This window comes from Mycobacterium sp. (genome assembly GCF_049647605.1).
Lineage (GTDB): Bacteria > Actinomycetota > Actinomycetes > Mycobacteriales > Mycobacteriaceae > Mycobacterium.
Genome location: NZ_JBARXZ010000041.1, coordinates 1 through 23,395 on the forward strand (window position 1 = coordinate 1; position 23,395 = coordinate 23,395).

Consider the following 23,395-nt stretch of genomic DNA (forward strand, 5'->3'; position numbering starts at 1 on the left):
AACGCCCACAACGCCGATCCCAAGCCCTACGTCTGGACGGCCACAGCCGAATCCATCCTCGCCAAAGTTCAACGCGCACGCACAAAACTCCAACAAGTAGTCAGCTAAAAATCAGACGGACCACTAGGTAACGGTGCCGAACAGTTCGGTGGGCCGCACGGTTTGGGCGTCGGCAAGTACCGCCGGATCGGCACCGGCGTCGACCATGGCCGCGGTCAGCCATTCCAGAGCCTGCTTCGGCAACGGCGAATTCGTCTGCCCCACATCGGAGGCCAGTATCAGTTGGCGACCGGCGGCCGATGCCACCGAGGCGAGCATCTCGGCCGTGCAGCCGGGTTGATGTAGCAGTTGGTGCGCGGTGATCTCGATGTGAACCCCGGCGGCGGCAAGGTCGGCGATCTCGCTGAGACCCATCCCGGGCACAACATATGACGGATGGGTCGCCAGAATCCGGCGAACACCGTGTGCGCGGGCGGCCTCGACAAGCCAGAACACCTCGTCGGCGCTGATGTGCCCGGTCGCCAGGACCGCATCGTGTTCGGCGATGAGGTCCAGAATGCGGCGCACGTCGTCGGCCACGGAGGTATCAGCGGGCGGCAGCGCCAAGGTGGCGTCACTGACCCGGCTGTCGAGATCACACAGCCGTGGTTGGTGACGTTGCGCATGGATCGCGGCGTCGGCGGTCGGCATCCACACCACCCGGCCACCGGCCCGGAGCGTGGCAAAAACCGTTGCCGGCGAAAGCCCGCCGGTGGCGTGGTTGAGGGCCACGCCACCGACGACGTCGAGGCCGCTGGTTCGACGCGCGGCGGCCGCGCGGCCGACCGTCGACTCGTGGTGTGCCTTGAGGACAAACCCGCGCGCTTGGCCGTCTACGTAGTGCCACAACAGATCCGAGTCATCGAGCTTGCGGTCGATGACGTCGGGTGCGGCGTGGACGTGGCCGTCGAACCAGTCGCGCATCGGGTCAGCCGGCTGCCGGGACCGCGCGCAACGCCGAGGTGAAGAAGGCATCGACGCGCTCGATCACCTGTTTGAAGGTGGGATTGTCGTCGAGCATCCATTCGGTGTGACCGGCACCGGCCAGCACCTCGATCTGCTTCGGTTCGGCGGCATGGTCGAACATGTCCTGGGCTTCTTCGAGCTTGTGCAGTTGGTTGTCCTCGCCGTGCACGATCAGCAGGGGCCGGCCCGCGAGCTGGTGAGCAACGTCGACGGGCTCGAAGCGCAACAGGTACTCGGCGGATTCCAAGGTGACCCCGGAGCCGAAACCAGCTGCGCGATAGAGCTCTTCACCGACATAGCCGTCGGTCTTGGTGTCGAGGTCGAGTCGCACGATGTCCCAGGGGCTGGTGATTTCCGAGCGCCCCAGCGTGGTGCGCCGCGCGCGGTCGCCGGGGAGGCGGTCGAGCAGGCGCTGCCAGGATTGGTCGTCGTGCATCTTGCGGGTTGACCGTGAGCCAGAGGCGATTCCGTTGAGCATCGCCACCGCCCGAACCCGGTCGTCGGCAGCCGCTTCGGCGACCACCACGCCGCCACCCAGACCCCATCCCAACAGCGCGATGCGGTCGGCGTCGAGGTCGTCATGGGCGGATACCGCATCGACCGCGGACCGGACGTCTTCCACCCATTCCTGGGGGACCAGGCGGCCACGCTCGCCCTCGCTCCAGCCGAAACCGCGGTAGTCGAAGGCCAGCACGGCGTAGCCGCGGGCAGTCAGCGCCCGGGCAAAACGTTCTGGATGGATGATCTTCAGACCCTGAAATCCACTGGCGGGTACCACTACTGGATAACCGCCCGCGGGTGGCGCGGTGTCCGGCAGGTGCAGGTCGGCATCAAGACGCAGGCCATTGCTGAAGAACGGGAAGGCAGCGGATTTCATGATCGGTTTTTGCCCACTTTCTCAAACGGCGGTCCGGATGCGCGGCCGTGGCATCCGCTTGATCTCTAGCCTGACACTGCCGAGCCATCAAGACAACCAGGCGTGCCACATTTCCAACAGCCCTCTGCGGCACCGTCTCCCACCTGGCAGCAGCCCCGTCAGCCGGCGGCGTACACCAGGGCAGCGATCAGCCCGTCGAGGTCCACGGCATCCAGGCGAACGGCCGGGGGCTCGAGATCTCCGTCCCGCAGCCGCTTGCCGAGATAGCGATCCAGTTTCGCGGCGATGACGGCGGCCCACTGCGTGTCACCGGGTTCCCCGAATGCCTCCATCAGCCCGGAGTCGATACGCGTGCCGTCGGCCAGGGTCACGATCACCTCGGCCCGGCGCACATCCGGGAACGCCGCGGTGAGCTCGGGGTCGACAACCACCCGGGTGCGGTCGGCCATCGCGTTGACGTCGGCGTCGTCGAATCCCGACAGGACGTCCACCACGTCGTAGCGCCCGTGTTGCAGCGCCGCCGCCACCGGCCAGATCAAGTTGTACTGCGCCTCTTCGGTGGTTGTCGGCCGCCGATCCGACAGCGCGGCCGCCGCCAGGAAGGTGCGGATCTCGACCTGTTCGATGAGGCTGCCGTCCGCGATCTGGCCGCGCACCCTCAGCGCCGCGGCGATCGCCGACTGTGCCCAGCGACAGCACGGGTACGGCTTGACGTAAACGTCCTCGATGGCCCAGGTACGGCGCAGTGTGCCGAACTCACCGACGGTGAGGAACTCGGGATGGACCGCGGTGAATCCGCGCTGGGCCAGCAGGGCGCTGGTGACTCCGACGTGCGCACCCCAACCGATTCCGTCTTTGGTCATCTGCGGGTCGTCGACCGATCGCATGATGAGCGAGATCGGTCCGTGGTACTCGGCGAGACCCAGTGCGTGACGAGTCTGTTCCGGCGAGAGACGCAAGAGATGCGCGGCCGCGGCGGCGGCTCCGACAGCCCCCCACGACCCCGTGGAGTGGTACTGCGGACTGTGGGCGTGCTGGACGATCCCGGCGCGGATGCCAACCTCGTAGCCGACGACAATCGCCGTCATCAGCTCGGTGAGACTGCACCCGACGCGCTGTCCGACGGCAACGGCGGCCGGGATGATGATCGCCCCGGGATGACCTTTGGTCAGCCGGTGGCCGTCGTCGAAATCCAGTGAGTTGGCCATCACCGCATTCGCGAACGCGGCCCCGGGAACGGAAAGCCGTCTGCCGTCGAACCAGCTCAGCGCGTCATCACCGCCGTACAGGTCGGCGGCGGCCTCGGCGGCGATCCGCGAGGTCGGGGCGTCACGGCCGGGCAGGGCCGAGGCCATCAGGTCCGCGGTCACCAGGGCTGCGTGGTTGCGGACCCGCGGCGGCAGCTCGTCCCAGCGCAGATCGCCGATGAAGGCGATCAGCGGCTCCCAGCGCGGGCCCTGTTCGGCAACCGCGGTTTCCGGTGTGGTCGTGGCAGTCAAGAGCTCTCCTTCTGCGTGCTGTCGTCGCCCTCGGCGACGGCGGCGGCCGACAAATCGGCGGCGGCCCGGACAACGGCGGCGGTCGCTTCATCGATCCGCTGGCTCAGCCGGAACTTCGGGCCGGAAACGTTGACGGCCGCCGAGATCCGCCCACGGTGATCGCGGACCGGGACGGCGATCGACACCAGGCCTTCCTCGAATTCCTCGTCGGAAAGGCTGTAGCCACGGCCGGCGTCGCGGGTGATCCGCGCAACGAACTCCCCGAAGTTGCGGACGCGTTTCGGGCCGCCGGCGGAGTAGTCGACATCGGCGAACAGCCGCTCCACGGTGTCCCGGTCGTGCTCGTAGAGCAGTGCACGCCCGGTCGCCGAGGCATATGCGGGGTAAGACCGTCCCACCCAGGTCAGAGTCTGCAAGTTGCGGGCCGGTGACTTCGAGAGCAATACCACCGCCTCGGTGCCGTGCAGCACCGACAGGTAGGCCTGCTCACCCAGTGTGGCGCTGAGCTTCTCGAGGATCCGGTCGCCGTAGCCCAATAGCCGCTGCCGCGATGCCAGCTCGGCAAGTGCAAATACCCGCCACCCCACGGAGTAGGCGAGGCTTTCCGAATCCCGGTCCACCAGACCGTATTCGGCCAATGTCTTCAATGATCGCGAAACCTGGCTCTTTTCCCTACCGAGCAACTCCGAGATACGGGTGACACTGAGACCGCGCCCCTCGGTCGCTTCCGGTGAACTCAGTGCCAGCAGGACGTCGATCCCGCGCCTGATGCTTGTTTCCCGCTCAGCCATGCCGGCCCCCTTGTTGTTGTCGACGTGCAGGTCCGCTCATCCGGACACTTCCTCGGCAGCTCTGCGCAACAGCGCCATCAGCACCGCCCCCCGTTGCGGGATGCTTGTCATCTGGACCCGTTCGCGCCGGCTGCACGAGTTCTCGCAGAACGGTCCCAGACCATCAAGGGTCAGAACACCGCGCGCTCCGAAGAAGCTGCCGTCGGAACCGCCCCGTTCCCGAATCGGTCGGCTCGGCAATCCCAATTCTCCGGCGGCGGCCACGGCCAGTCCGTACAACGCATCGGAGCGGTCGGTGCCGAATGCCGGCCGGGTCAACCCCCCGGACAGGGCCAGGCGAACCCCGGGGATCCGGCGTGGTTCGTCGACGAGGGCTTGCAGTCGGGTGACAACGTGCTGGGCGACCTCCGCATCGACACCACGGACGTCGATCTCGACCTCGGCGAAGTCGGGGACCACCTGGCGAGCCGTTCCGGCACGCACCACACCGATGCTGACCAGGCTGCCGGCCTCGGGCTCGCTCAGCGCGACGATCCGGGGCAGCAGCTCGATCAGCTCGGAGATCACGCTGGCGCCACCGGGTTCGGTGCAGTGGGCGGTGCGACCGTGCGCGGTCAGGGTGACCGCTCCGACGGCGCCGCGGGCGACGACCATTCCCCCGCCGGACTGCACCCCTTCCAGGGTCAAGCAAACATCGGTCCGAGAGGCGAACTGCTCCAGCAGCTCCCGCGATGCGGCGCTGCCGCGTAGTTCGTCGGGGGTGACAAGAAACGTCACCCGTCCCCAGCCCGCGGTACCGCCGGCCGCCAGGTTTTGCACTGCGGCCGACGCCATCACCAGCGCTGCCTTCATGTCACCGACACCGGGGCCGTCGATCCAGTCCCCGTCTCGGCGCACCGGCCAGCCCGCCGCTGTGCCGTCCGGCCACACTGTGTCCGCATGCCCGAGCACCACCACCGTGGGGCCGTCCCCCAGTTCGAGGGTGGCCTCCAGACAGTCGCCGTGCCCGGCCACCCGATGCCGGGTCAGCCGGAATCCGGCGGCGCCCAGGTCTTCTGCGAGCACCTCGAGAACGGCGTTGACGCCGCCTGGGTTCGCCGAACCGGAGTCGATGGCGACGATGGTCTCGATCCGGGCCAGCATGTCGGGCAGTTGAGCCGTGAGGAGTTCGTGGTCCACGACGGTGTGCATCGGTGCCGTCACCGCCCGATCACGGTGCAACCACCCACAGGTCGGCGGCATCCCACCCGATGCGCACCGCGTCACCGATCTTGAGGTCCAGCGGCAGATTGCGGCTCGCACCCGACATCGTCAACTCGCCGTACACGGGTGTGCGAACTGTGACGATCGTCGACGAGCCCAGGTAGGCAACATCTTTGACGGTCGTCTCGACGGTCACATCGGCATGTTCGGATTCGGCCCAGCGCACCTTTTCGGGCCGCAGGATCGCGATACAGTCCGTCCCCGCCGACAGGCCGGCCGCACCGCTGACTCGCAGGCTGCTGCCGGACAGGTTGATCTGGTAGTCGGAACCCGACACCGCGGTCAACGACGCGGTGAGTTTGTTGGAGGACCCGACGAAGTCGGCGACAAACCGGGTCAGTGGCCGCTCGTAGAGTTCCCGTGGCGGGGACATCTGAACGAGCTTGCCGCGGTTCATGATCCCGACTCGATCCGACATCGAGAAGGCTTCTTCCTGGTCGTGTGTCACGTACACGAACGTGATGCCGACCTGGCGCTGCACTTCCTTGAGCATGATCTGCAGTTGCCTGCGCAGCTTGAGGTCCAGGGCGCCGAGCGGTTCGTCCAGCAGTAGGACTTCCGGGTTGAGCACCAGCGCGCGGGCCAGGGCGACACGTTGTTGCATACCGCCGCTGAGTTGCGCGGGCTTGCGTCCCTCGAAACCCGAGAGGTCGACCAGTTCGAGTGTCTTGGCCGCCCGGGTGCGCGACTCTTCTTTGGGCACTTTGTGTTCCCGCAGACCGAACTGGACGTTCTCCAGCACCGTCAGGTGTGGGAACAGCGCGTAGTTCTGGAACACGGTGTGAACCGGACGGCGGAACGCCGGAACCTTGGTGACGTCCCGGTCGTGGATCAGGATGCGCCCGGAGGTCGGCTGCTCGAGGCCGGCAACCATCCGCAGGGTGGTGGTCTTTCCGCAGCCGCTCGGGCCGATGATGGAAAAGAACTCGCCCTCGGCGATGTCGAGGTCGAGCGATTCCACGGCCACGTGGTCGCCGAATTCACGGCGTACTTCCCGCAGTGAGACGGCGGGAACGGTGGAAACGGAGGCGTCTGTCATCGGCGAGGCTTCAATTCTTGTCGGCATCGGCTGTTTCTCTGGTGGACTCGGCCACCCCGGCGATGGAACGCACGCTGCTGCTGAACGCGACGATGGCCAGGGCGATGAGATTGATGGCCATCACCGCCACGGCGATCGCGTTCACGAAGGGACTGACCTGGATGCGCACCAGCCCCATGATCAGCACCGGCAGCGTTTCGGCTTGGGCGCCACCGAGGAATATCGAGGTGACTACGTTGTCGAAGGAGAAGGTGAAACTCAGGAGTGCGGCCACCACCACCGCGGGCACCAGACCGGGCATGGTCACCCGCCAGAACGTCCGCCATGGCGAGGCCCCGAGGTCGGCAGCCGCTTCTTCCAGCACGTCGGTCAGGGCAGCGAACCGCGCCTGCACGATGATGGTGGCGTACGCGGACAGGAACACCACGTGCCCGATCACGATCGCCATGAATCCGAGCGGCAGGTCCAGCCAGCGCATCAGCAGGAACAACCCGACCGCGATCACCACTTCGGGCAGGATGATGCGAACCAGCGTGGACATCTCGATCCAGGCCTTGGAGCGCGCCGACATGTGGCGGGTCGCCACACCGGTGGCCACCGCGATCACCAGTGAGATACCGGTGGCGACAACGGCTATGGCCATGCTCAGCCGGAAGTCACGCAGCACTCGTTGGTCGCTGGCGACCTCGGAGAACCAGTGCAGGGTGAATCCGCCCCAACTGCTGATGGATTCGTCGGCGTTGAACGCATTGGCGATCACCACTGCGATCGGTAGGTACAGAAGGCCGAGAACAACCAAGCCGACGATGTTGGTGAGGCTGAATCGCTTCATCCCCGTGGCCTCCTGAGTCCCAGGCCCCGGAATCGGGCGGCGAACAGCACCGCCACCATCAGGGACATCAGTGTCACGGCCACAGCGGAGCCGAATGGATAGTCGGCGGTCTTGAGGAATTGGTCGGCGACCACATTGCCCATCATCAGGGTCTTGTCGCCGCCGAGGATCGCCGGAATGACGTACTCACCGGCTGCGGGGATTCCCACCAGTACCGCTCCGGCCGCGATGCCGGGTTTGGCCAGCGGAACGATGACCCGCCACAACACTTTTGCCGGGCGCAGGCCCAGGTCCAGGGATGCTTCGACATAGGACTTGTCGATGCGTTCCAGGGCCACGTAGATCGGCAGGATCATCAGTGGCAGGTAGGTGTAGATCAGGCCGAACATCACTGCCCACGAGGTGTAGAGCAGATCGTCCTGCGGTCCGAGAACCCCGATGAGGCGCAGGAACCGGGTGACGATCCCGTCGTGGGACATCAGGTTGGAGATCGCGTAGGTGCGCACCACGAAGCTGGTCCAGAACGGCACGATGACGGCGATCAGCAGAATGGTCTGCAACCGCGGCTGGGCCCTGCTGATCATGTAGGCCACCGGAAATCCCAACACCGCGCAACCGATGGTCGCGGTGAGGGTCAACATGAGTGACCGGCCGATCGCCTTGAGGTACAGCGAATCAGCCAGCCGCTCATAGTTTTCCGTCGTCCACCCGAAGTCGACCAGGAACGTCAGCGGGTTGACGCTGCCGAACGAGTAGACCAGCAGCAGGCCCAGTGGGATCAGGAAGAACAGGATCAGCCAGGCCATGCCCGGCACCAGTAACAGCCGGGTTCTAAGACCTGATCCCTTGTCAGTCAACGCCGTTACCTCAGGCTGCCTTGACCGCGTCCCATGCCGCGTTACGCAGCTTGACTCCGGCCTCGTCGATGAAGTTCTGCCACTGCAGCTTCACCGACGGATCCAGGCCCAGTGCGGGGTTGTTCAGGATCTCTGGGTCGATGAAGGGCTCGGCCTCGGGCATCAGGAACGCAGCGCCGGTGTTGTTGATGAAATCGGCGTACACCTTGGGTTCGAGGTGGAAGTTCATGAACTTCTCGATGTCGGAGGTCCTGGAGGTACCCGAGAGCGCCACCCACCCGTCGAGGTAGGCCGGCAGCCCTTCCGACGGGGCGATCCAGGCGATCTTGTCGTTGGCCTTCATGGCGGCCGGCATGTCGTAGTCGTGCAGTGCGGCCATCACCACCGAGCCTTCGATCAACGGCTTGGCGGCATCGGTGGCCAGGAACGCCTTCAGGTAGGGCTTGACCGAGATCAGCTTGTCCTTGGCTGCGGTGATCTGCGCGGGATCGGCGGTGTTGATGTCGTCACCGAGGGCCAGAATCGCCATGGACATGACGTCGACGTCGTAGTCGGGGAAGGTGAACTTCCCGGACAGCTGCGGGGCCATGTCGAACATCTCCGCCCAGCTGCGCGGCGGTTCGGGCAGCAGGTCGGTCCGGTAGGCGAGGCCGAGTTTGCCGTACTCCACCGGGATGCCCCAGGGGTACTGGTCGAGGAACTGGCTGTCGATCTTGGCCCGGTTCGGGATGTTGGCGAAGTCGACTTCCTGGATCATCCCGCCCAGTTCCAGGGTCTTGGCCAGGACGTTGCCGGCCAGCGCCATGTCGTAGTCGCCCTTGTTGCGGGCGAGCTGCGCGGCTTGGGAGGCGCTGCCGCCCTCGGTCAGCCCGGTGACTTCGCGGACGTCGATACCGCTCTGTGCCTTGAAGTCTGCGATCTCGGTCTTGCCGATCCAGTCCGGGTAGTTGACCATCACGATCGGCCCGCCGGCCCCCGCCTCGCCCGACGACGAGGTGTCGCCGGAGCTACAGGCGCTGAGCATCCCGCCGGCGAAGGCCAGTCCGGCCAGACCCAGCCCGCCACGGAGGACTTGCCGGCGACCGAGCGGGGCAAAACTGCTCGAACTATTCACTGTTCCTCCATGGAGTTTTGAGTACCGGTTGCCGTATCACCACGCATGAGTGCGTAGTTGCCATCACGGTCTACCACGTCGCCGTGGGCGTCAACAAGACCTGATCCGTGCTGGAAACACGGATTTCACGCGGGGACGTTCCGCAGGATCTGCTGCAGTTCGGTGGTGAAACGTGCCATCTCGTCAGGGGTTCCCACGCTCACACGCAGCACATTGCCGTCGCCGAACGGACCGAGCGGACGCGCCACCACGCCGCGGCGCATCAATGCTTCGGCCACCCGTTCCGAATCCACACCGACATCGAACGCGACGAAGTTGGTATGCGAGGTCATCCGGGCCACCCCCCAGGAATCGAGCACCGATTCCAGGTCGCTGCGATGGCGCAGGTTCTCCTCACGCCGGCGCAGCACCTCGGCCTGATTGCGCAGGCTCACGGTGGCCGCCACGTGCCCGAGGTCCGAGACGTCGAAATAGTGCCGGATCCGGCCGAGCGCGCCCACGATCTCCTCGTCGGCCACACAATAGCCGACACGCAATCCGGCGAGGCCGTAGAGTTTCGAGAACGTCCGCAGCACAGCCACATTCGCGCGATCACGCGCATAGGTCCCGATGGCGTCGGGGTACCGCGGGTCCACCACGTACTCGGCGTAGGCCTCATCGACGACGATCAGCACGTGTTCGGGCACATTGTCGACCAGCCAGGCCAGCGATTCGGCGTCGACGATATCGCCGGTCGGGTTGTTCGGACTGCAGACGAACAACAGTCGGGTGCGGTCGGTCACCGCGGCAGCCATTCCCGCCACGTCGTGCTTGCCGTCGACCAACGGCACCTTGACAGCGACTCCACCGGCCTTTTGGGTGTCCAGCGCGTAGGACACGAAGCTGGGCGCCGCCATGATGGCGTTGTCGCCCGGATCCAGCAGCGCCGAGCAGAGGCTGCCGATGATGGGGTCGACACCGTTGCCGAGGGCGATCCGGTCGACGGGCACATTCCAGAAGGCGGCCAGTTCTTCGGCGAGGACGAAGTCGCGCTCCGGATACCGATTGAGGCCGCTCAGCAGCGGAATCAGCGCGTCGACAACGCCGGGGAACGGCCCGTAGGGCGACTCGTTGGATCCGAGCTTGGCGATGTCGGTCAGCCCGTATTCGCGCTGCACCGACGCCTCCGAGCGGCCCGCGATATAGGGCTCCAGATCCTTGATGTCTTCGCGTAGCCGCATTCGGCGGTGCCCTTTCCTGTTCGGTCGTTTCGCATGGGCACGGTCGCCTCCGATTGCCACGGATTTGCCCCGGGCTGTTGCCTGACGACCAATGCCTACATAACGTAGCAACAGTAGTTGGTTATACGGCACGTAAACAAGGAAATCCGGCCAGCCGTCCGAGCCGGCCAGGAAGGCTTCTCATGACCATGACCTGCGGTGAACATCTCGTTCGACTGCTAGAGGCGCACGGCGTCGACACGGTCTTCGGGATCCCCGGGGTGCACACCCTCGAGATCTACCGCGGGCTGCACGATTCACCGATCACCCACATCACCCCGCGCCACGAGCAGGGTGTGGGATTCATGGCCGACGGCTACGCCAGACGATCAGGGCGTCCCGGTGTTGCCATCGTGATCAGCGGTCCGGGCATCACCAACGTCTCCACCCCGGTGGCCAGTGCCTACCACGACTCCATTCCGCTGTTGGTGATCTCCAGCGTCGTCTCCACGTCCAAGCTGGGCCGCGAGACCGGCACCATCCACGACCTTCCCGACCAGGCCGGGTTCATGTCGACGGTGACCGCTTCCAGCGAAACCGTGCTGGCACCAGAGGATCTCGCGCCGGCCGTGAGCCGCGCCTTTGCCATGCTCACGGGCCGCCGACCGCGACCGGTCCACATCCAGATTCCGACGGATGTCCTGGCCCAGCCCGCCGCCGCGGCCACTGCGGTGACAACCGATCCGGAACCGCCGCGCGCCGACCCGGCCACGGTGACCGAGGCCGCCCGGGTGCTGTCCGGTGCACAGCGCCCCTTCATCATCGCCGGCGGCGGCGCCCGCGACTGTGGCGAGCTGCTCACGGAACTGGCCGACCGGACCAATGCGTTGATCGGCTGCACAATCGGTGGGAAATCGATTGTGGCCGAGGACCATCCACGCACGGTCGGCGCCGCCATGACGTTCAGCCCGGTGTCCGATGAGCTGCTGGATGCCGACGTCGTTCTTGCTGTCGGTACCGAGTTCTCCGAGCTCGACTTCTGGGCGTTGCCCGACGGGCTACAACTGACCGGCACCCTGATCCGCATCGACATCGATCCCGGGCAGGTCGGCCGCAAACTCACCCCGGCCCTGGCGTTGGTCGGCGACGCCCATGACACGCTCAGTGCCCTGCTGGAACAGGTCGACGCCGGCCCGCAGGATCGAACCCGCACCGTGGCGGCCCGGGAAGAGTTGGTTCTCGATCCCAGCATCACCCCGCATCTGCCGCTGTTGGATGCCCTCGACGCCGCGATGCCCCGCGACCGGATCGTCGCCGGCGATTCAACGCAGCCGGCCTACGCCGCCAATCACCTGTTCCCGGTGTACGAGGCCCGCTCCTGGCTGATGCCGATCGGCTTCGCGGCGCTGGGCTGCGCGCTGCCGATGGCCATCGGCGCCAAGGTCGCCAGCCCGGACAAACCTGTTCTGGCACTTGTCGGTGACGCCGGCCTGCTGTTCTCCGTCGCCGAGTTGGCCACCGCTGTCGACCTGGGGATCGCCCTGCCGGTGGTGGTGTGGAACAACCACGGCTACGGCGAGATCCGGGATGCGATGGACCATTCCGGCATCGCCCACGTGGGCACCGAAGCCAGCGTGTACGACGCCGCCGGCGTCGCCAAGGGCTTCGGCTGCCACGGGGTGCGGGCCAAATCCCCTGCCGAACTGCGAGATCTGGTGATCGAGGCGCTCAGCGCCAAGGTGCCCACCGTCATCGAAGTGCGCGCCGAGGAATTCACCACGGAGTAGAGCGTGCTCCCGTGCGGCCCCGAGGGGCCGCACGGGATTCAGGACACGAACCAGCGCGTCTTGAGACCGGTGTACTTCTCCAGTGCGTGCAGCGAAAGGTCACGCCCGAAACCGGATTGACGGAAGCCGCCGAACGGCACCGACACATCGACGGCGTCGACCGCGTTGACGGTGACGGTCCCGGCGACCAACCGTTCACTGACCCGGTGCGCGCGCCGCACGCTGTCGGTGAACACCGACGCCGCAAGCGCGTAGCGCGACGAATTGGCCAGCGTGATGGCCTCTTCCTCGGTGTCGAAGGGTGTCACCGCCAGGACCGGGCCGAAGGTTTCCTCACTGAACAGCTCGTGACCGGGCTCGACCCCGGCCAGCACCGTGGGTTGCAGGAAGGCCCCGGCCGCCGGAACCCCATCCGGTCGGCCGCCTCCGGTCGCCAGCACAGCAGCCGAGGCGGCACGCTCGATCACACCGAGAACCCGGTCGCGCTCACCGACACTGATCAACGGGCCCAGTTCCGAGGCCGGGTCCAGTGGATCGCCGATGCGCATGGCGCCGGCCCGCGCGACGATCTTCTCCAACAGCTCGTCGTGCACCGAACGCTGCACCAGCAGCCGCGAATTCGCCGAACACACCTGACCCGCGCAGGCGAAGATGCCATAGGTGGCCTTTTCCGCGACGTCGTCGAGATCGGCGACATCGTCGAAGACGACGTTGGCGCTCTTGCCACCACATTCCGGCCACACCTGTTTGAGGTTGGATTCGGCCGAATACCCCATGAACAACTTGCCCACGGCGGTGGAACCGGTGAACGCCACCGCGTCGACGTCGTGGTGGCGGCCCAGCGCCTGTCCCGCCTCGGCACCAAAACCGGTCACCACGTTCAGGACACCTTCCGGCAGCCCATTTTCGGCGCAGAGTTCAGCAAAGCACAGGGCCGTCAGCGGGGTGGCTTCGGCCGGCTTGAGCACAATGCTGTTTCCGGTGGCCAGGGCGGGGGCCAGCTTCCACATCGCCATCTCCAGCGGGAAGTTCCACGGCACCACCGCGGCGATCACACCGAGCGGCTCCCGGGAGATCACCGCCAGCGATCCCGGGCCCACCGGCGCCACTTCGCCGTACACCTTGTCGATGGCTTCGGCGTACCAGCGCAGGATGGCCGCGGTGCCGGGAATGTCCCACTCACTGGTATCACTGATCAGCTTGCCGCCGTCGCGACTCTCCAGAACGGCCAACCGGTCGACGTTGGCATCGATGCTGTCGGCGATCCGCAACAGCACTTCCTTGCGATGCCCGGCCGAGGTGCGCGACCACACCCCGGATTCGAAGGACCGCCGCGCCGCCGCAACTGCCCGGTCGACGTCTTCGGCGGCGCCGCGGGCCACCCGGGCGATCACCTCACCGGTTGCCGGATCGACGGTCTCGAAATCCGCACCCGAAGCCGCCTGCGCAAAGGCCCCGTCGATGAACAGCTCGGTGGGTGCGCTCACTTCCCGGGCCAGCTGCTGCCACTGCTGGTGAGATTTTGCCACGGTTCCTCCTGGGTTTTGTTGGGGGAGAAGACAACCAGTACTTTCACGATGTCGCCGTCGGGCACTGCGGCCTGCCGGCAGATCCTGGGCAGCTCGGCCAACGTCACCCGGCTTCGGGGGCGCCGGCTTCAGGTGCGTAGTCCTTGGCGTAGCTGACATCCGGGTTCAGCGCGCGGCGTACGTAACCGTCCCGCAGGGGCGTGAATGCGGTGTTGAGCTCGGTGAGATCAGTGAGCGGGTCGGACGAGGAGTCCACCCGCAGATCGACATACGCAAAGTCCTCGACGTCGTAGACCTTCAGGGCCGCCGAGACCAAGGGATACTGTTCCCCGCCGGCCTGCAGGCCGGCGCGCAGTGCCGCCAGCAGGCGAGCCGCGAAGTCGACATCGGCGTGATCGCGGTAGCCCTCGGCAATGGCGTCCCCGACTTCGGGTTCGGCCAGGATGTTGCCGACCACGGCAAATCCGTCGAAGGCCCGTTGGTAGGCCTGGCGCGGATCGACGTAGGCGCCCGCCCAGGTGGCCGACCGGCCGTTGGCGTCGACAACCGCCAGCTGCCGCGCCGGCGCGCATACTGCCGAGGCGGCCAGCGCCGCGACAGTCTGTTCGGCGTCACAGCCCGAGGCCAGCAGCTCGAGCCCCCGCAAGCCCAGTCGCGGGTCGGTGGTGTGCTGGGTCAGCACTCCCCCACAGCGCGCGCGGCCCCACAGAACCCGGGCGCCCACGGCAAAATCGCTGGTTGCGGCGGCCAGACCGATCCGGCCGGTGGCGGCATCACGCGCCACGATGCTGAACGTCATACGCGGTCCCTTTCGGTGGGGATGGTGGGCGGCAAGTGGTGATCGGCAGGTGACGGCATCGAGAACGTACCCCGCGGATTGAGCGCCGGAAGGGCGGCCAGCGCCAGCAGGGTGCCGATGATCAGGACCGCAACCCAGCCGGTGGCCTGGTGATCCAGCAGCACACCACTGATCGCGGCGCCCAGGCCCTCGGCGATCAGCTGGACGCTGGTGATCCAGCCGAAGGCATACGGCTGGGCGGCAGCGGCAAAACGTTGCGAGGTCTGGTAGAAAACCGCGCCCGTCACCGGTGCCGTCGAGGTGCCGAGCAGTAGCAGCGACATCAGGATCGGCAACAGCAGCGGACCTCGGGTGGCCACCACGATCATGGTCGTCAGCAGCAGCGCAACGGCGGCGCACAGCAGTCCGGTGAGCAGGTGACGCCGGATCGTGGGCCGGTTGACCACCAGACTTCCGACCGCCGAACCGATCGACCACACCAGCACGGCCAGCGATTGCCGGGTGTCCGATTCGAGCACCGCGACCAGACCGGGCAGGATCAGCCCCGAAGCGAACAGGATGAGACCGGCCGCCAGCAGGTAGATGTAGAAGGCGGCATCTCGGTGAATGGCTGCAGGAGTGGGGATCTCGGCACCGGGGCGCGCCCCCGGCGGCCCCACGATGTGGCCCAACCGCCGGACGGCGAGCAGATACCAACAGGACCCGGCGGCCATGGTCACGGTCAATGCCAGATAGAGGCCGGTGGCACCCACCGGCCGCAGGAGCACGATGACACCGACCGGCACCACGATCCAGCTGATCTGGACCAGGCTGACGTCCCACGAGTAGATCCGCAGCAATGCCGGTGGGGGCATCAGCTTGGGATAGAGCGTCCGTGAGGCGATGTGCAGCGGCGGATAGGTGAGGCCGATCAAGGCGGCCAGTATGCAGAACCGCAGCACCGAATCGCTGTTGGGCACTGCGGCGGCAGCCAGTACCGCAGCACTGCTCGTTGCCGTCGCGACGGTGACCCGGGTCTGGCCCCACCGGGTCAGCCAGTGACCGGCGGTTGCACTGTTGACCGTGGCACCGATCATGAAGCACAACGTCGCCACTCCACCGGCGTCGTAGCGGTCGAACACCAGCTTCGACTGGACCACAAACAGCACGGAGAAGGCCGTCACCGGCAGCCTGCTCAAGGTCGTGGCCGCCAGGACGCCGACGGCGCCGTACCCGCGACGCGCCGGCGCCGTCGTCATTGCTGCGCCGGATCAGACTGTGCGGCAGTCCAACTCACTTACCCACACGCGGCACGGTGGCACCGTCGATGTAGCCCTTCCCGGAGAAGTCACCCTTGACCAGGCCACGGCCGAGGCTGGCGGTGAGGTGCTCGTCGCGGGTGTGCAAGGTGAACACCCGGGCGTCGCGGTAAGCCTGCTCCAGCGGGAGGTCCCGGAAGATCGCCCGGGCGCCACAGATGGCAAACGCTTCCTGGGAGATCTCCAGCAGCACCTGCTTGGCCATGTGCAGCACCTGTAGGGACTTGAACTCGGCTAGGTCGAAGTCCTCGCCGCGCTCCCACTCGAGGGCGGCGGCGTCCAGACCCGCCCGCACCATCGCAGTTTTGGACGACAGGCTGCCGATGCGGAACATCATCAGCTCGCTGTCCTGCAGGTGCGGCCGTTCCCGCAGCCACTGCAGACAGAATTCGAGGATGCCTTCGGCTTGTCCCAGGTGGTTGGCCGAGAATCCCAGTGAGAAGGTCCGGAAGTCCTTGTTGACCCAGTCCCCCGGCGCACCGAAAACGGCATTCTCGGGCAGTTTCAGGCCGGTGATCTTCACACCCCAGCTCACGGTCGCCCGCATGCCCATGACGTCCCACTCGTCGACCAGTTCGACCTCTGGGGCTTCCGCGGGCACCAGCACACACACGGTGCGCTGCTGGTAAGGGGCGTCGCCGGGGACGGCCAGCCAGATCAGCAGGTGGTCGGCGCCGGCGGCGACCGAGGCAAAGTGCTTCTCGCAGGTCAGCGTCCAACCGCCGTCGGCGTTCTGGACCAGTTCCTGGGTGTAGAGGCCATCGGAGGCTTTTTTGGGCGCCGACTCGCTGCCGACGGATGCCAGCACCTGGCGGTTCTCGATGATCGGTTTGAGGTACAGCGCGTACTGCTCTTCGGTGGCAGACGCGGTCAGGATGCCCAGCGCGTGTGAGTGCACCTGCAAGAGCTGGCTGGTGTTGCAGTCGAATGCGGCCAGCCGGGCCAGCAGCCGGTAGTAGGTGCCGAACCGCTGCCCGCTCCACAACCCTTCGCCACCCCATTCGGGCCGGGTGGTCAGCGCCAACAGGTCGTTTTCCCGCAGCAGGGCAAAACTCTCAGACGGAAAGGTCTCGTCTCGATCATGTTGGGCCGCAACGGCCACGAAGGGCTCTCGGAAGCTGTCGATCAGTTCGAGCAGTTCACCTTCGGTACGCATACAGGCTCTCCTGGTTGTGAATATATCAACTGTTGTTGCGAATCTAGCACCACGAAGGGCTGATTGTCCCGCGGAATCAGTGATCAATTCGGCGCGCCGAATGAGCGTCGGAATTGTCGAACCGAGCAGCTCGCCGGCCGCGGCGACACCTCAGAAGACGCGACGCCCGTCGCGGGTGAAGAAGTCGCCATCGTTGAATGCCCGGACGGCGTGAGCGGCCTGCCCGACGTCGAGGTCCCAGACGGAGGCACCGGCCCCATCGACGGTCGGAGGCACCACCCGGCCCAGCCCGTCGATCACCCGCCGGCCACCGCAGAAGCGCTCGGCGCTGCCCGGCAGCTTCGGGCCTTCGTAATTGGTGGAGATCACCACCATGCCGGTCTCGGCGGCCCGCGCCCGATCGAAGAGCAGTGACTGCTCGGCGAGGGTGTCGGTGGTTCCGCCGGGGTCGGCCGATCGTGAAGACCAGGCGCTGGAGATCACCGACAACTGTGCACCGCGTTCGCGCTGGCGTTGATAGACCGCAGGAAACATCTTGTCGTAGCACGACGAGAGACCGGTTCGCCCAAATCGGCTGTCTGCCACCACAGCCCGCGTCCCGGCCACAAAGTGGCGCTGCTCGGCCTCGGTGAGGTGGATCTTGCGATAGCCGATCAGCCCGCCGGCCGGGTCCGCCAGCACCAGGGTGTTGAAACGCCGCCCGGCGTCGAGCTCACAGAACCCGAACACGATGGCACACATCGACTTTCGGGCAAGTTCGGCAAAGCTCGCGGCGATCGGCCCGGTCAGGGGTTCGGCGACGTCGGACAGCGCCGCGTCGTCACCGCCGTGATCGACCAGACCCGGGTATCCGCAACTCGACAGCTCCGGGAACACCAGCAGATCGGGCCGTACATCGTCGATCAGGCTCCGGGCCAGGTCCAGGTTGACGGAGGCGCAGCCACCGCCGGCCGCCCGCACTCCGGTGTTGTGCAGTGCGGGCAGGACAATCCTCACCCGGCCCCCGCCTCTTTGCCGCGCAGGAAAGCATTGGCACTGTCGGCGATCTCGACCAGCCGTTCGACCAGCTCGGCGTGCCGGGCCCGAACCCGGTCGTCGGGAGCCGACACCCCGATGGCGGCGTACACCCGGTCCCGATAGTTGCCGACATCGATGACGGGCACGGCAACAGTGGTGACCAGCTCGTCACGCTCGTTGACCACAACGCTGTGGCCTTCCGCGGCGGCCCGTTGCACGTCCTCCCGGACCGCAGTCCAGCTACCGGCCTCGCTGCGGGCCCGCCGGGCACTGCTGTCGAAGATCGACCGCAGCTCCTCGGGTGTCGACCTGCTCAGCAGCGCGTAGCCGACAGCGGACCCGATCAACGCGTCCCGCCTGCCGGTCTGCACGTTCACGTAGAGCCGGCGGTCCGGTTCGAACGCCGCCAGCGCCACCGAGTCGGCACCGTCCCGAATCGAAAAGTGCACGGTCTCATCCCAATCGGTTGCCAGCTGGGACAGCGCCGGATAGATCGAGCTCATGGTCTGCGCGTGCAGGGCCCGGCTGGCCAAGTGCACTATCGACCAGCCCAGCTGGTAGCCGCGGCGCGGTTCCAGCCGCTCGACCAGGCCGTACTTGGCGAATGTTGCCAACGCGCGCGACACCTGCGCCTTGTCCATGCCCTGCGCTTCGGCGAGCGCCGAGACCGTGTAGACCTGTTGGTCGCGGTCCGAGTCGACAAACGCGAACAGCAATGCCAGTGCCTTGTCCAGTGACGACGCGTTCGGTGAACTCATTACCCCGGCTCTCTTGTTCAGAGTCCGCGTGGGACGACTCCCGTGGACTCCTCGCGAAAGTGCAGTTTACGATCGAGCACCGCCGCGCAGTCCCGATGCACGGTGTAGTTGTCGGCGTCGCCGGTCATGGCGGTGGTCAGCGTCAGCTCCACCTCGTGGTCGGCCCAGGTGTATCGCTGCCGGATGGCACGCTCCATCCGGGCGCTGTACGGATCGTCTCCGTGGATGGCGTAAGAGCTGTCGTCCTGCTCATAGCTGATCTGCCAGCCGCTGTCCAGGGTCGTGGTGGAGGTGCCACCTGCGCTGCGCCGCACGTGCGTCCAGCCGTCGGCGCCGGTCTCGACTGTCCAGGTGGGCACCGCATCTCCGGCCATCGTGACCCCCGGCACCGGTGCGATCACGGGTTCGCCGAGCTCCACCGGCGCCAACAGGCCGGAGGCCTCATCGAGGACCGGTAGCACCAGGGCACTTTCGGCGAGCGTGATCTCGATGGCGCCCTGTTCGGCGGCCGGCCACAGCCACGGCCAGTAATTGGTGGACACCGCCACACGCAGCCGATGCCCCGGCGCAAAGCGGTACGAACTGGCTTTGAGCGGCACCGTGACGGCAACCGTCTCCCCCGGCTCCAGCGGCGCCACCTGCTCGGGCGCATGACCGTGCCGGTGTGCCAGATTGAGCGCCCCGCGGGTCACCAGGTGGGAATGGCCGTCCTCGTCGACGTCGGTGATCCTGACAAACACATGGCCCGCACTGGTCGAGCTGGACAGCACCAGCCGAAGTTCAGAACCCCCCAGGATCACCAGTTCTTCTGTCAGGGTTGCCGTCTCGAACACGAGGCTGCCGGCGTCGTCTGAGTCCTGAATCCCGGGCAGGTCGGTGGACACTCCCATGGGCAGCAGATGCCGGCCCTGGGTTCCCACACTCAGTGCGCTCTGGTGCCGCACCGTCGCGGCCGGCGGCGCCGCGACCCCCAGCTGGCCGTCGGCCCCCAATGGAAAGGTCGCCGGGCTGACGACGTGCTCGAGATCGCTGACACCCCACCACCGGCCCGGACGAAACGGCAGGTCCTCCCGGGTGTAGACGTAATCCTGGACGTAGAAGCACAAGCGGGGATCGCGGTCGACGCCGTTGTCCTCACCGAGCAGCCAGTGCCGCCAGAATCGGACACAGCGTCCGAGGAAGTCGATGCCGGGCCCGGGTTCGGGCCGTTCCGGCCAGGTGTGTCCCCACGGGCCGACGATGGCCTGTGCGTTCGGCAGCGCGTCGAGCATGCGGAACACGGTGTCGGTGTAGTTGTCCGCCCAGCCACCGACCAGCAGCACCGCAGCGTCGATCGCGGCGTAGTCCTCACACACCGATCCCTGCCGCCAGTAGGAGTCGCGGTAGGGATGCGACAGCCACAGTGAGGTGACGTCGGGGTTGATCCGCAGCCGCGTCGTCCACTCCTCGAGCCACTGCGGGCCGGCGGCATCGGGCATCGGCGGGCGCATGTTCATCATGGTCAGCGCCGACCCCCAGAGGTTCATGTAGAACGCCAGCGGCACCCCGCCGAGGTAGTGCACGTCGTTGTCGTACCGGTCGTCGCTGGAGCAGGCGGTGACGACCGCTTTGAGAGGTGCGGGGCGTTTGGCCGCCACCTGGAGCGCGTTGAAGCCACTCCAGGAGATGCCGATCATCCCCACCGATCCGTTGCACCACGGCTGATCCGCCAACCAGTGCACAACCTCCTCGATGTCGCGCTGCTCGATTGTCGTGTACTCGTCCACCAGAACACCGGTGGAGGCACCGCTGCCGCGTAGATCCAGTCGTGCACAGACGATTCCATGTCCTGCGAAGAAACCGAACCGGGTTTCGTCGTCGATCACCGACACATCGTCCTTGCGGTACGGGATCGCCTCGAGTACCACTCCCGTCGGGTGTGCATCGCTGCCCTGCGGCAGCCACAACTTCACCGACAGCCGGGTGCCGTCGCTGACCGTGACCGTCTCCGACCGCCGCTGCACCTGATGGTCGAACTCTTCCTGCACGCGAGTGCCGAATGCTGCGGAATCGTTGTTCATCATCAACAGGCTCCTGACCCGGGTTGGAGGCCCCTCTGGCTTGTTGTTGCCGTATGGCCATCACATAATGCCGTGGAGCCACATACTAGACGAGTCGTCACCAGGTCGCCGTCATCTCCGCGCACCAGAAAGCCCCCGGCTCTTCCGATACGGAAGAAGAACCGGGGGCTGCTGTGGACCTGTGGTTACGCCAGCGAGGCCGGCGGGTTGAAGCGTTCGCCGTAACGCTGCGCCAGCTGCTTGGCGCGAGCCACGAACGCTTCCTTGCCGATGCCCAGCTCGCCCTCGTAACCGACGATGAACTGCGCACTGCCTCCGGTGTACGGCGGGAAGCCGATCCCCATGATGGAGCCGATGTTGGCATCCGCGGTCGAGGTCAGCACTCCTTCGTCGAGACACTTCTGCGTCTCCAGCGCCTCGGCGAACAGCATGCGGTCGATCATGTCCTGCAACGGGATATCGGACTTGCCGGACCCGAACGCCTCGCCGAGACCCTCCCACAGACCGGCACGCTTGCCGTCGACGTAGGAGTAGAAACCGGCGCCCTTGAGCCGCGACGGGCGGCCGGCCTCGATCATCGTGTTGACGACAGCCTCGGCCGGGTGCGGTTCATAGGTCGCACCGGTCTCTTCGACGGCTTTGCGGGTGGCGGTCGCGATCTTCTGCATCAGTTCGAGGTTCAGCTCATCGGAGAGCTGCAGCGGCGGCGCCGGGTAACCGGCCTGCGAACCCGCCTGCTCGATGCTGGCCGCAGCCACACCCTCACCCAGCATGGCCAGCGCCTCGTTGACGAAGGTGCCGATGACGCGGGAGGTGAAGAACCCGCGGCTGTCGTTGACCACGATCGGGGTCTTGCCGATGGCCAGCGTGTAGTCGAACACCCGGGCCAGCGCTTCGTCAGAGGTCTTCTCACCCTTGATGATCTCGACCAGCGGCATCTTGTCCACCGGAGAGAAGAAGTGGATGCCGACGAAGTCCTCCTGGCGCTTCACCCCGGTGGCCAGACCGGTGATCGGCAGGGTGGAGGTGTTGGAACCCAGCAGCGCGTTCGGCTCGACGATGTCCTCGATCTCCTGGAACACCTTGTGCTTGAGTTCCTGGTTCTCGAAGACGGCTTCGATCACGAAGTCGACACCCTTGAGATCGGCCGAGTCCGCCGCCGGGGTGATCCGGGCCAACAGCGCCTCGGATTTCTCGGCGGTGGTGCGTCCGCGTTCGAGCGCCTTGGCTTCGAGCTTCTCGGAGTAGGCCTTGCCCTTCTGCGCCGCCTCCAGCGAAACATCCTTGAGCACAACGTCATACCCGGCCTTGGCCGAGACGTAGGCGATGCCCGCGCCCATCATGCCCGCGCCCAGCACACCGATCTTCTTGATCTCCTGCTTGGCGATACCGTCCGGCCGCGAGCCACCGGAGTTGATGTACTGCAGGTCCAGGAAAAACGCCTGGATCATGTTCTTGGAGACCTGGCCGGTGACCAGCGAGACGAAGTAGCGGCTCTCGATGCGAGTCGCGGTGTCGAAATCCACCTGGGCACCTTCGACGGCCGCGTCCAGGATGGCGCGCGGCGCCGGCATGGGCGCTCCCTTGAGCTGCTTGCGCAGCAGTGCCGGGAACGACGGCAGGATCGCGGCCAGCGCCGGGTGCGACGGGGTGCCGCCGGGCATCTTGTAGCCCTTCTGGTCCCACGGCTGGGTGTGAGCGTCCGGGTTCGCCTTGATCCACGCCTTTGCCGCCGGCACCAATTCGTCGACGCTGGAGACCAATTCGTCGACCAGGCCGACGTCCTTGGCCTTACCGGGCTTGAAGCGGGTGCCCTGGCTCAGGATCTCCATGAACGCCTTCTGGATGCCGAACATGCGCACCGTGCGCGCCACGCCGCCGCCACCGGGCAGCAGGCCCAACGTGACCTCGGGCAGACCGATCACCACACCCTTGACATCGGCGGCGATGCGGTGGTGTGCAGCCAGGGCGATCTCCAGGCCACCACCGAGCGCGGCGCCGTTGATGGCGGCCACCACCGGCTTGCCGAGGGTCTCCAGCTTGCGCAGATCCCGCTTGACGGTTTCCACCATGTCGAACGCCTCACCGGCGTTTTCGGGGCCCAGGTTGATCATGCCCTTGAGGTCGCCGCCGGCGAAGAAGGTCTTCTTCGCACTGGCGATCACCACACCGGTGATCGAATCCTTCTCCGCCACAAGGCGATCAGCAGCCTTGCCCATCGACTCGATGTAATGCTCGTTCATCACGTTGGCCGAACCGGTCGGGTCGTCCAGCGTCAGGGTGACGATGCCGTCGGCATCCTGGTCCCATTTGATGGTGTTCTCAGCCATTGTCGTTCTCCCCTAGACCCGCTCGATGATGGTGGCCACGCCCATACCGCCGCCGATGCACAGCGTGATCAGGGCACGCCGAGCGCCGCGACGCTCGAGCTCGTCGACCATGGTTCCGGTGATCATGGCGCCGGTGGCGCCCAACGGGTGGCCCATCGCGATGGCGCCGCCGTTGACGTTCAGCT

General features: G+C 66.3%; 19 protein-coding genes and 1 pseudogene. 1 reads left to right on the forward strand and 19 read right to left on the reverse strand.

The features are described from left to right. Window positions 1-123: 123 nt before the first annotated feature. From WBB07_RS05790 to hisC, 10 genes are all read right to left on the reverse strand, one after another. Window positions 124-963 carry a DUF6282 family protein gene (locus tag WBB07_RS05790; protein ID WP_526305638.1) on the reverse strand — a complete coding sequence of 280 codons (840 nt, stop codon included), beginning with the start codon at window positions 961-963 and terminating at the stop codon, window positions 124-126. A 4-nt stretch (window positions 964-967) separates the two neighbouring features. Then, window positions 968-1,882, reverse strand: coding sequence for an alpha/beta hydrolase (locus WBB07_RS05795; protein ID WP_526305640.1), 915 nt, complete (start codon window positions 1,880-1,882; stop codon window positions 968-970). Between the two features lie 158 nt (window positions 1,883-2,040). Continuing rightward, complete coding sequence (locus tag WBB07_RS05800; protein ID WP_526305642.1) at window positions 2,041-3,381, reverse strand: MmgE/PrpD family protein; 1,341 nt, start codon at window positions 3,379-3,381, stop codon at window positions 2,041-2,043. Then, window positions 3,378-4,172 carry an IclR family transcriptional regulator gene (locus tag WBB07_RS05805; protein ID WP_526305644.1) on the reverse strand — a complete coding sequence of 265 codons (795 nt, stop codon included), beginning with the start codon at window positions 4,170-4,172 and terminating at the stop codon, window positions 3,378-3,380. Before WBB07_RS05805 ends, WBB07_RS05800 begins: the two co-directional genes overlap by 4 nt. A gap of 36 nt (window positions 4,173-4,208) precedes the next feature. Further along, window positions 4,209-5,375, reverse strand: a complete 1,167-nt coding sequence (locus WBB07_RS05810) for a M20/M25/M40 family metallo-hydrolase (RefSeq protein ID WP_526305646.1) — start codon at window positions 5,373-5,375, stop codon at window positions 4,209-4,211. Window positions 5,376-5,382: 7 nt separating this feature from the next. Next, entirely contained in the window at window positions 5,383-6,474 is a 1,092-nt protein-coding gene (locus tag WBB07_RS05815) for an ABC transporter ATP-binding protein (RefSeq protein WP_526305648.1), read from the reverse strand. 10 nt (window positions 6,475-6,484) lie between these two features. After that, complete coding sequence (locus WBB07_RS05820; RefSeq protein WP_526305650.1) at window positions 6,485-7,306, reverse strand: ABC transporter permease; 822 nt, start codon at window positions 7,304-7,306, stop codon at window positions 6,485-6,487. Next, the gene (locus WBB07_RS05825) at window positions 7,303-8,163 is read right to left on the reverse strand and encodes an ABC transporter permease (protein ID WP_526305652.1); all 861 of its coding nucleotides are present in this window, start codon (window positions 8,161-8,163) and stop codon (window positions 7,303-7,305) included. The genes WBB07_RS05820 and WBB07_RS05825 overlap by 4 nt, the downstream gene beginning before the upstream one ends. A gap of 10 nt (window positions 8,164-8,173) precedes the next feature. Further along, complete coding sequence (locus WBB07_RS05830; RefSeq protein WP_526305654.1) at window positions 8,174-9,277, reverse strand: ABC transporter substrate-binding protein; 1,104 nt, start codon at window positions 9,275-9,277, stop codon at window positions 8,174-8,176. 125 nt (window positions 9,278-9,402) lie between these two features. Next, a complete protein-coding gene (gene hisC / locus WBB07_RS05835) occupies window positions 9,403-10,497 on the reverse strand; it encodes a histidinol-phosphate transaminase (protein ID WP_526305656.1) in 1,095 nt (364 codons plus the stop codon). A 182-nt stretch (window positions 10,498-10,679) separates the two neighbouring features. Here hisC and WBB07_RS05840 point away from each other — a divergent pair, with 182 nt between their 5' ends. Next, window positions 10,680-12,263 (forward strand): thiamine pyrophosphate-binding protein, encoded by a 1,584-nt coding sequence (locus tag WBB07_RS05840; protein WP_526305658.1) that lies wholly within the window; start codon window positions 10,680-10,682, stop codon window positions 12,261-12,263. Between the two features lie 38 nt (window positions 12,264-12,301). Here the strand turns inward: WBB07_RS05840 and WBB07_RS05845 are convergent, their stop codons facing one another. The 9 genes and pseudogenes from WBB07_RS05845 to WBB07_RS05885 form a co-directional block, all read right to left on the reverse strand. Then, complete coding sequence (locus WBB07_RS05845; protein ID WP_526305660.1) at window positions 12,302-13,792, reverse strand: aldehyde dehydrogenase; 1,491 nt, start codon at window positions 13,790-13,792, stop codon at window positions 12,302-12,304. A 103-nt stretch (window positions 13,793-13,895) separates the two neighbouring features. Beyond that, complete coding sequence (locus WBB07_RS05850; protein ID WP_526305662.1) at window positions 13,896-14,591, reverse strand: DUF1028 domain-containing protein; 696 nt, start codon at window positions 14,589-14,591, stop codon at window positions 13,896-13,898. Next, window positions 14,588-15,829, reverse strand: a complete 1,242-nt coding sequence (locus WBB07_RS05855; RefSeq protein ID WP_526305664.1) for an MFS transporter — start codon at window positions 15,827-15,829, stop codon at window positions 14,588-14,590. Before WBB07_RS05855 ends, WBB07_RS05850 begins: the two co-directional genes overlap by 4 nt. A 34-nt stretch (window positions 15,830-15,863) precedes the next feature. Then, complete coding sequence (locus WBB07_RS05860) at window positions 15,864-17,045, reverse strand: acyl-CoA dehydrogenase family protein (RefSeq protein WP_526305666.1); 1,182 nt, start codon at window positions 17,043-17,045, stop codon at window positions 15,864-15,866. A 150-nt stretch (window positions 17,046-17,195) separates the two neighbouring features. Beyond that, window positions 17,196-18,041: a carbon-nitrogen hydrolase family protein gene (locus WBB07_RS05865; RefSeq protein ID WP_526305668.1), complete on the reverse strand. Its 846-nt coding sequence runs from the start codon at window positions 18,039-18,041 to the stop codon at window positions 17,196-17,198. After that, window positions 18,038-18,820, reverse strand: coding sequence for an IclR family transcriptional regulator (locus tag WBB07_RS05870; protein ID WP_526305670.1), 783 nt, complete (start codon window positions 18,818-18,820; stop codon window positions 18,038-18,040). Before WBB07_RS05870 ends, WBB07_RS05865 begins: the two co-directional genes overlap by 4 nt. 17 nt (window positions 18,821-18,837) lie before the next feature. Continuing rightward, a complete protein-coding gene (locus WBB07_RS05875) occupies window positions 18,838-20,880 on the reverse strand; it encodes a CocE/NonD family hydrolase (protein WP_526305672.1) in 2,043 nt (680 codons plus the stop codon). A gap of 185 nt (window positions 20,881-21,065) precedes the next feature. Then, entirely contained in the window at window positions 21,066-23,210 is a 2,145-nt protein-coding gene (locus WBB07_RS05880; protein WP_526305674.1) for a 3-hydroxyacyl-CoA dehydrogenase NAD-binding domain-containing protein, read from the reverse strand. Between the two features lie 12 nt (window positions 23,211-23,222). Further along, a pseudogene (locus WBB07_RS05885) lies at window positions 23,223-23,395 on the reverse strand (acetyl-CoA C-acyltransferase); the annotation flags it as partial.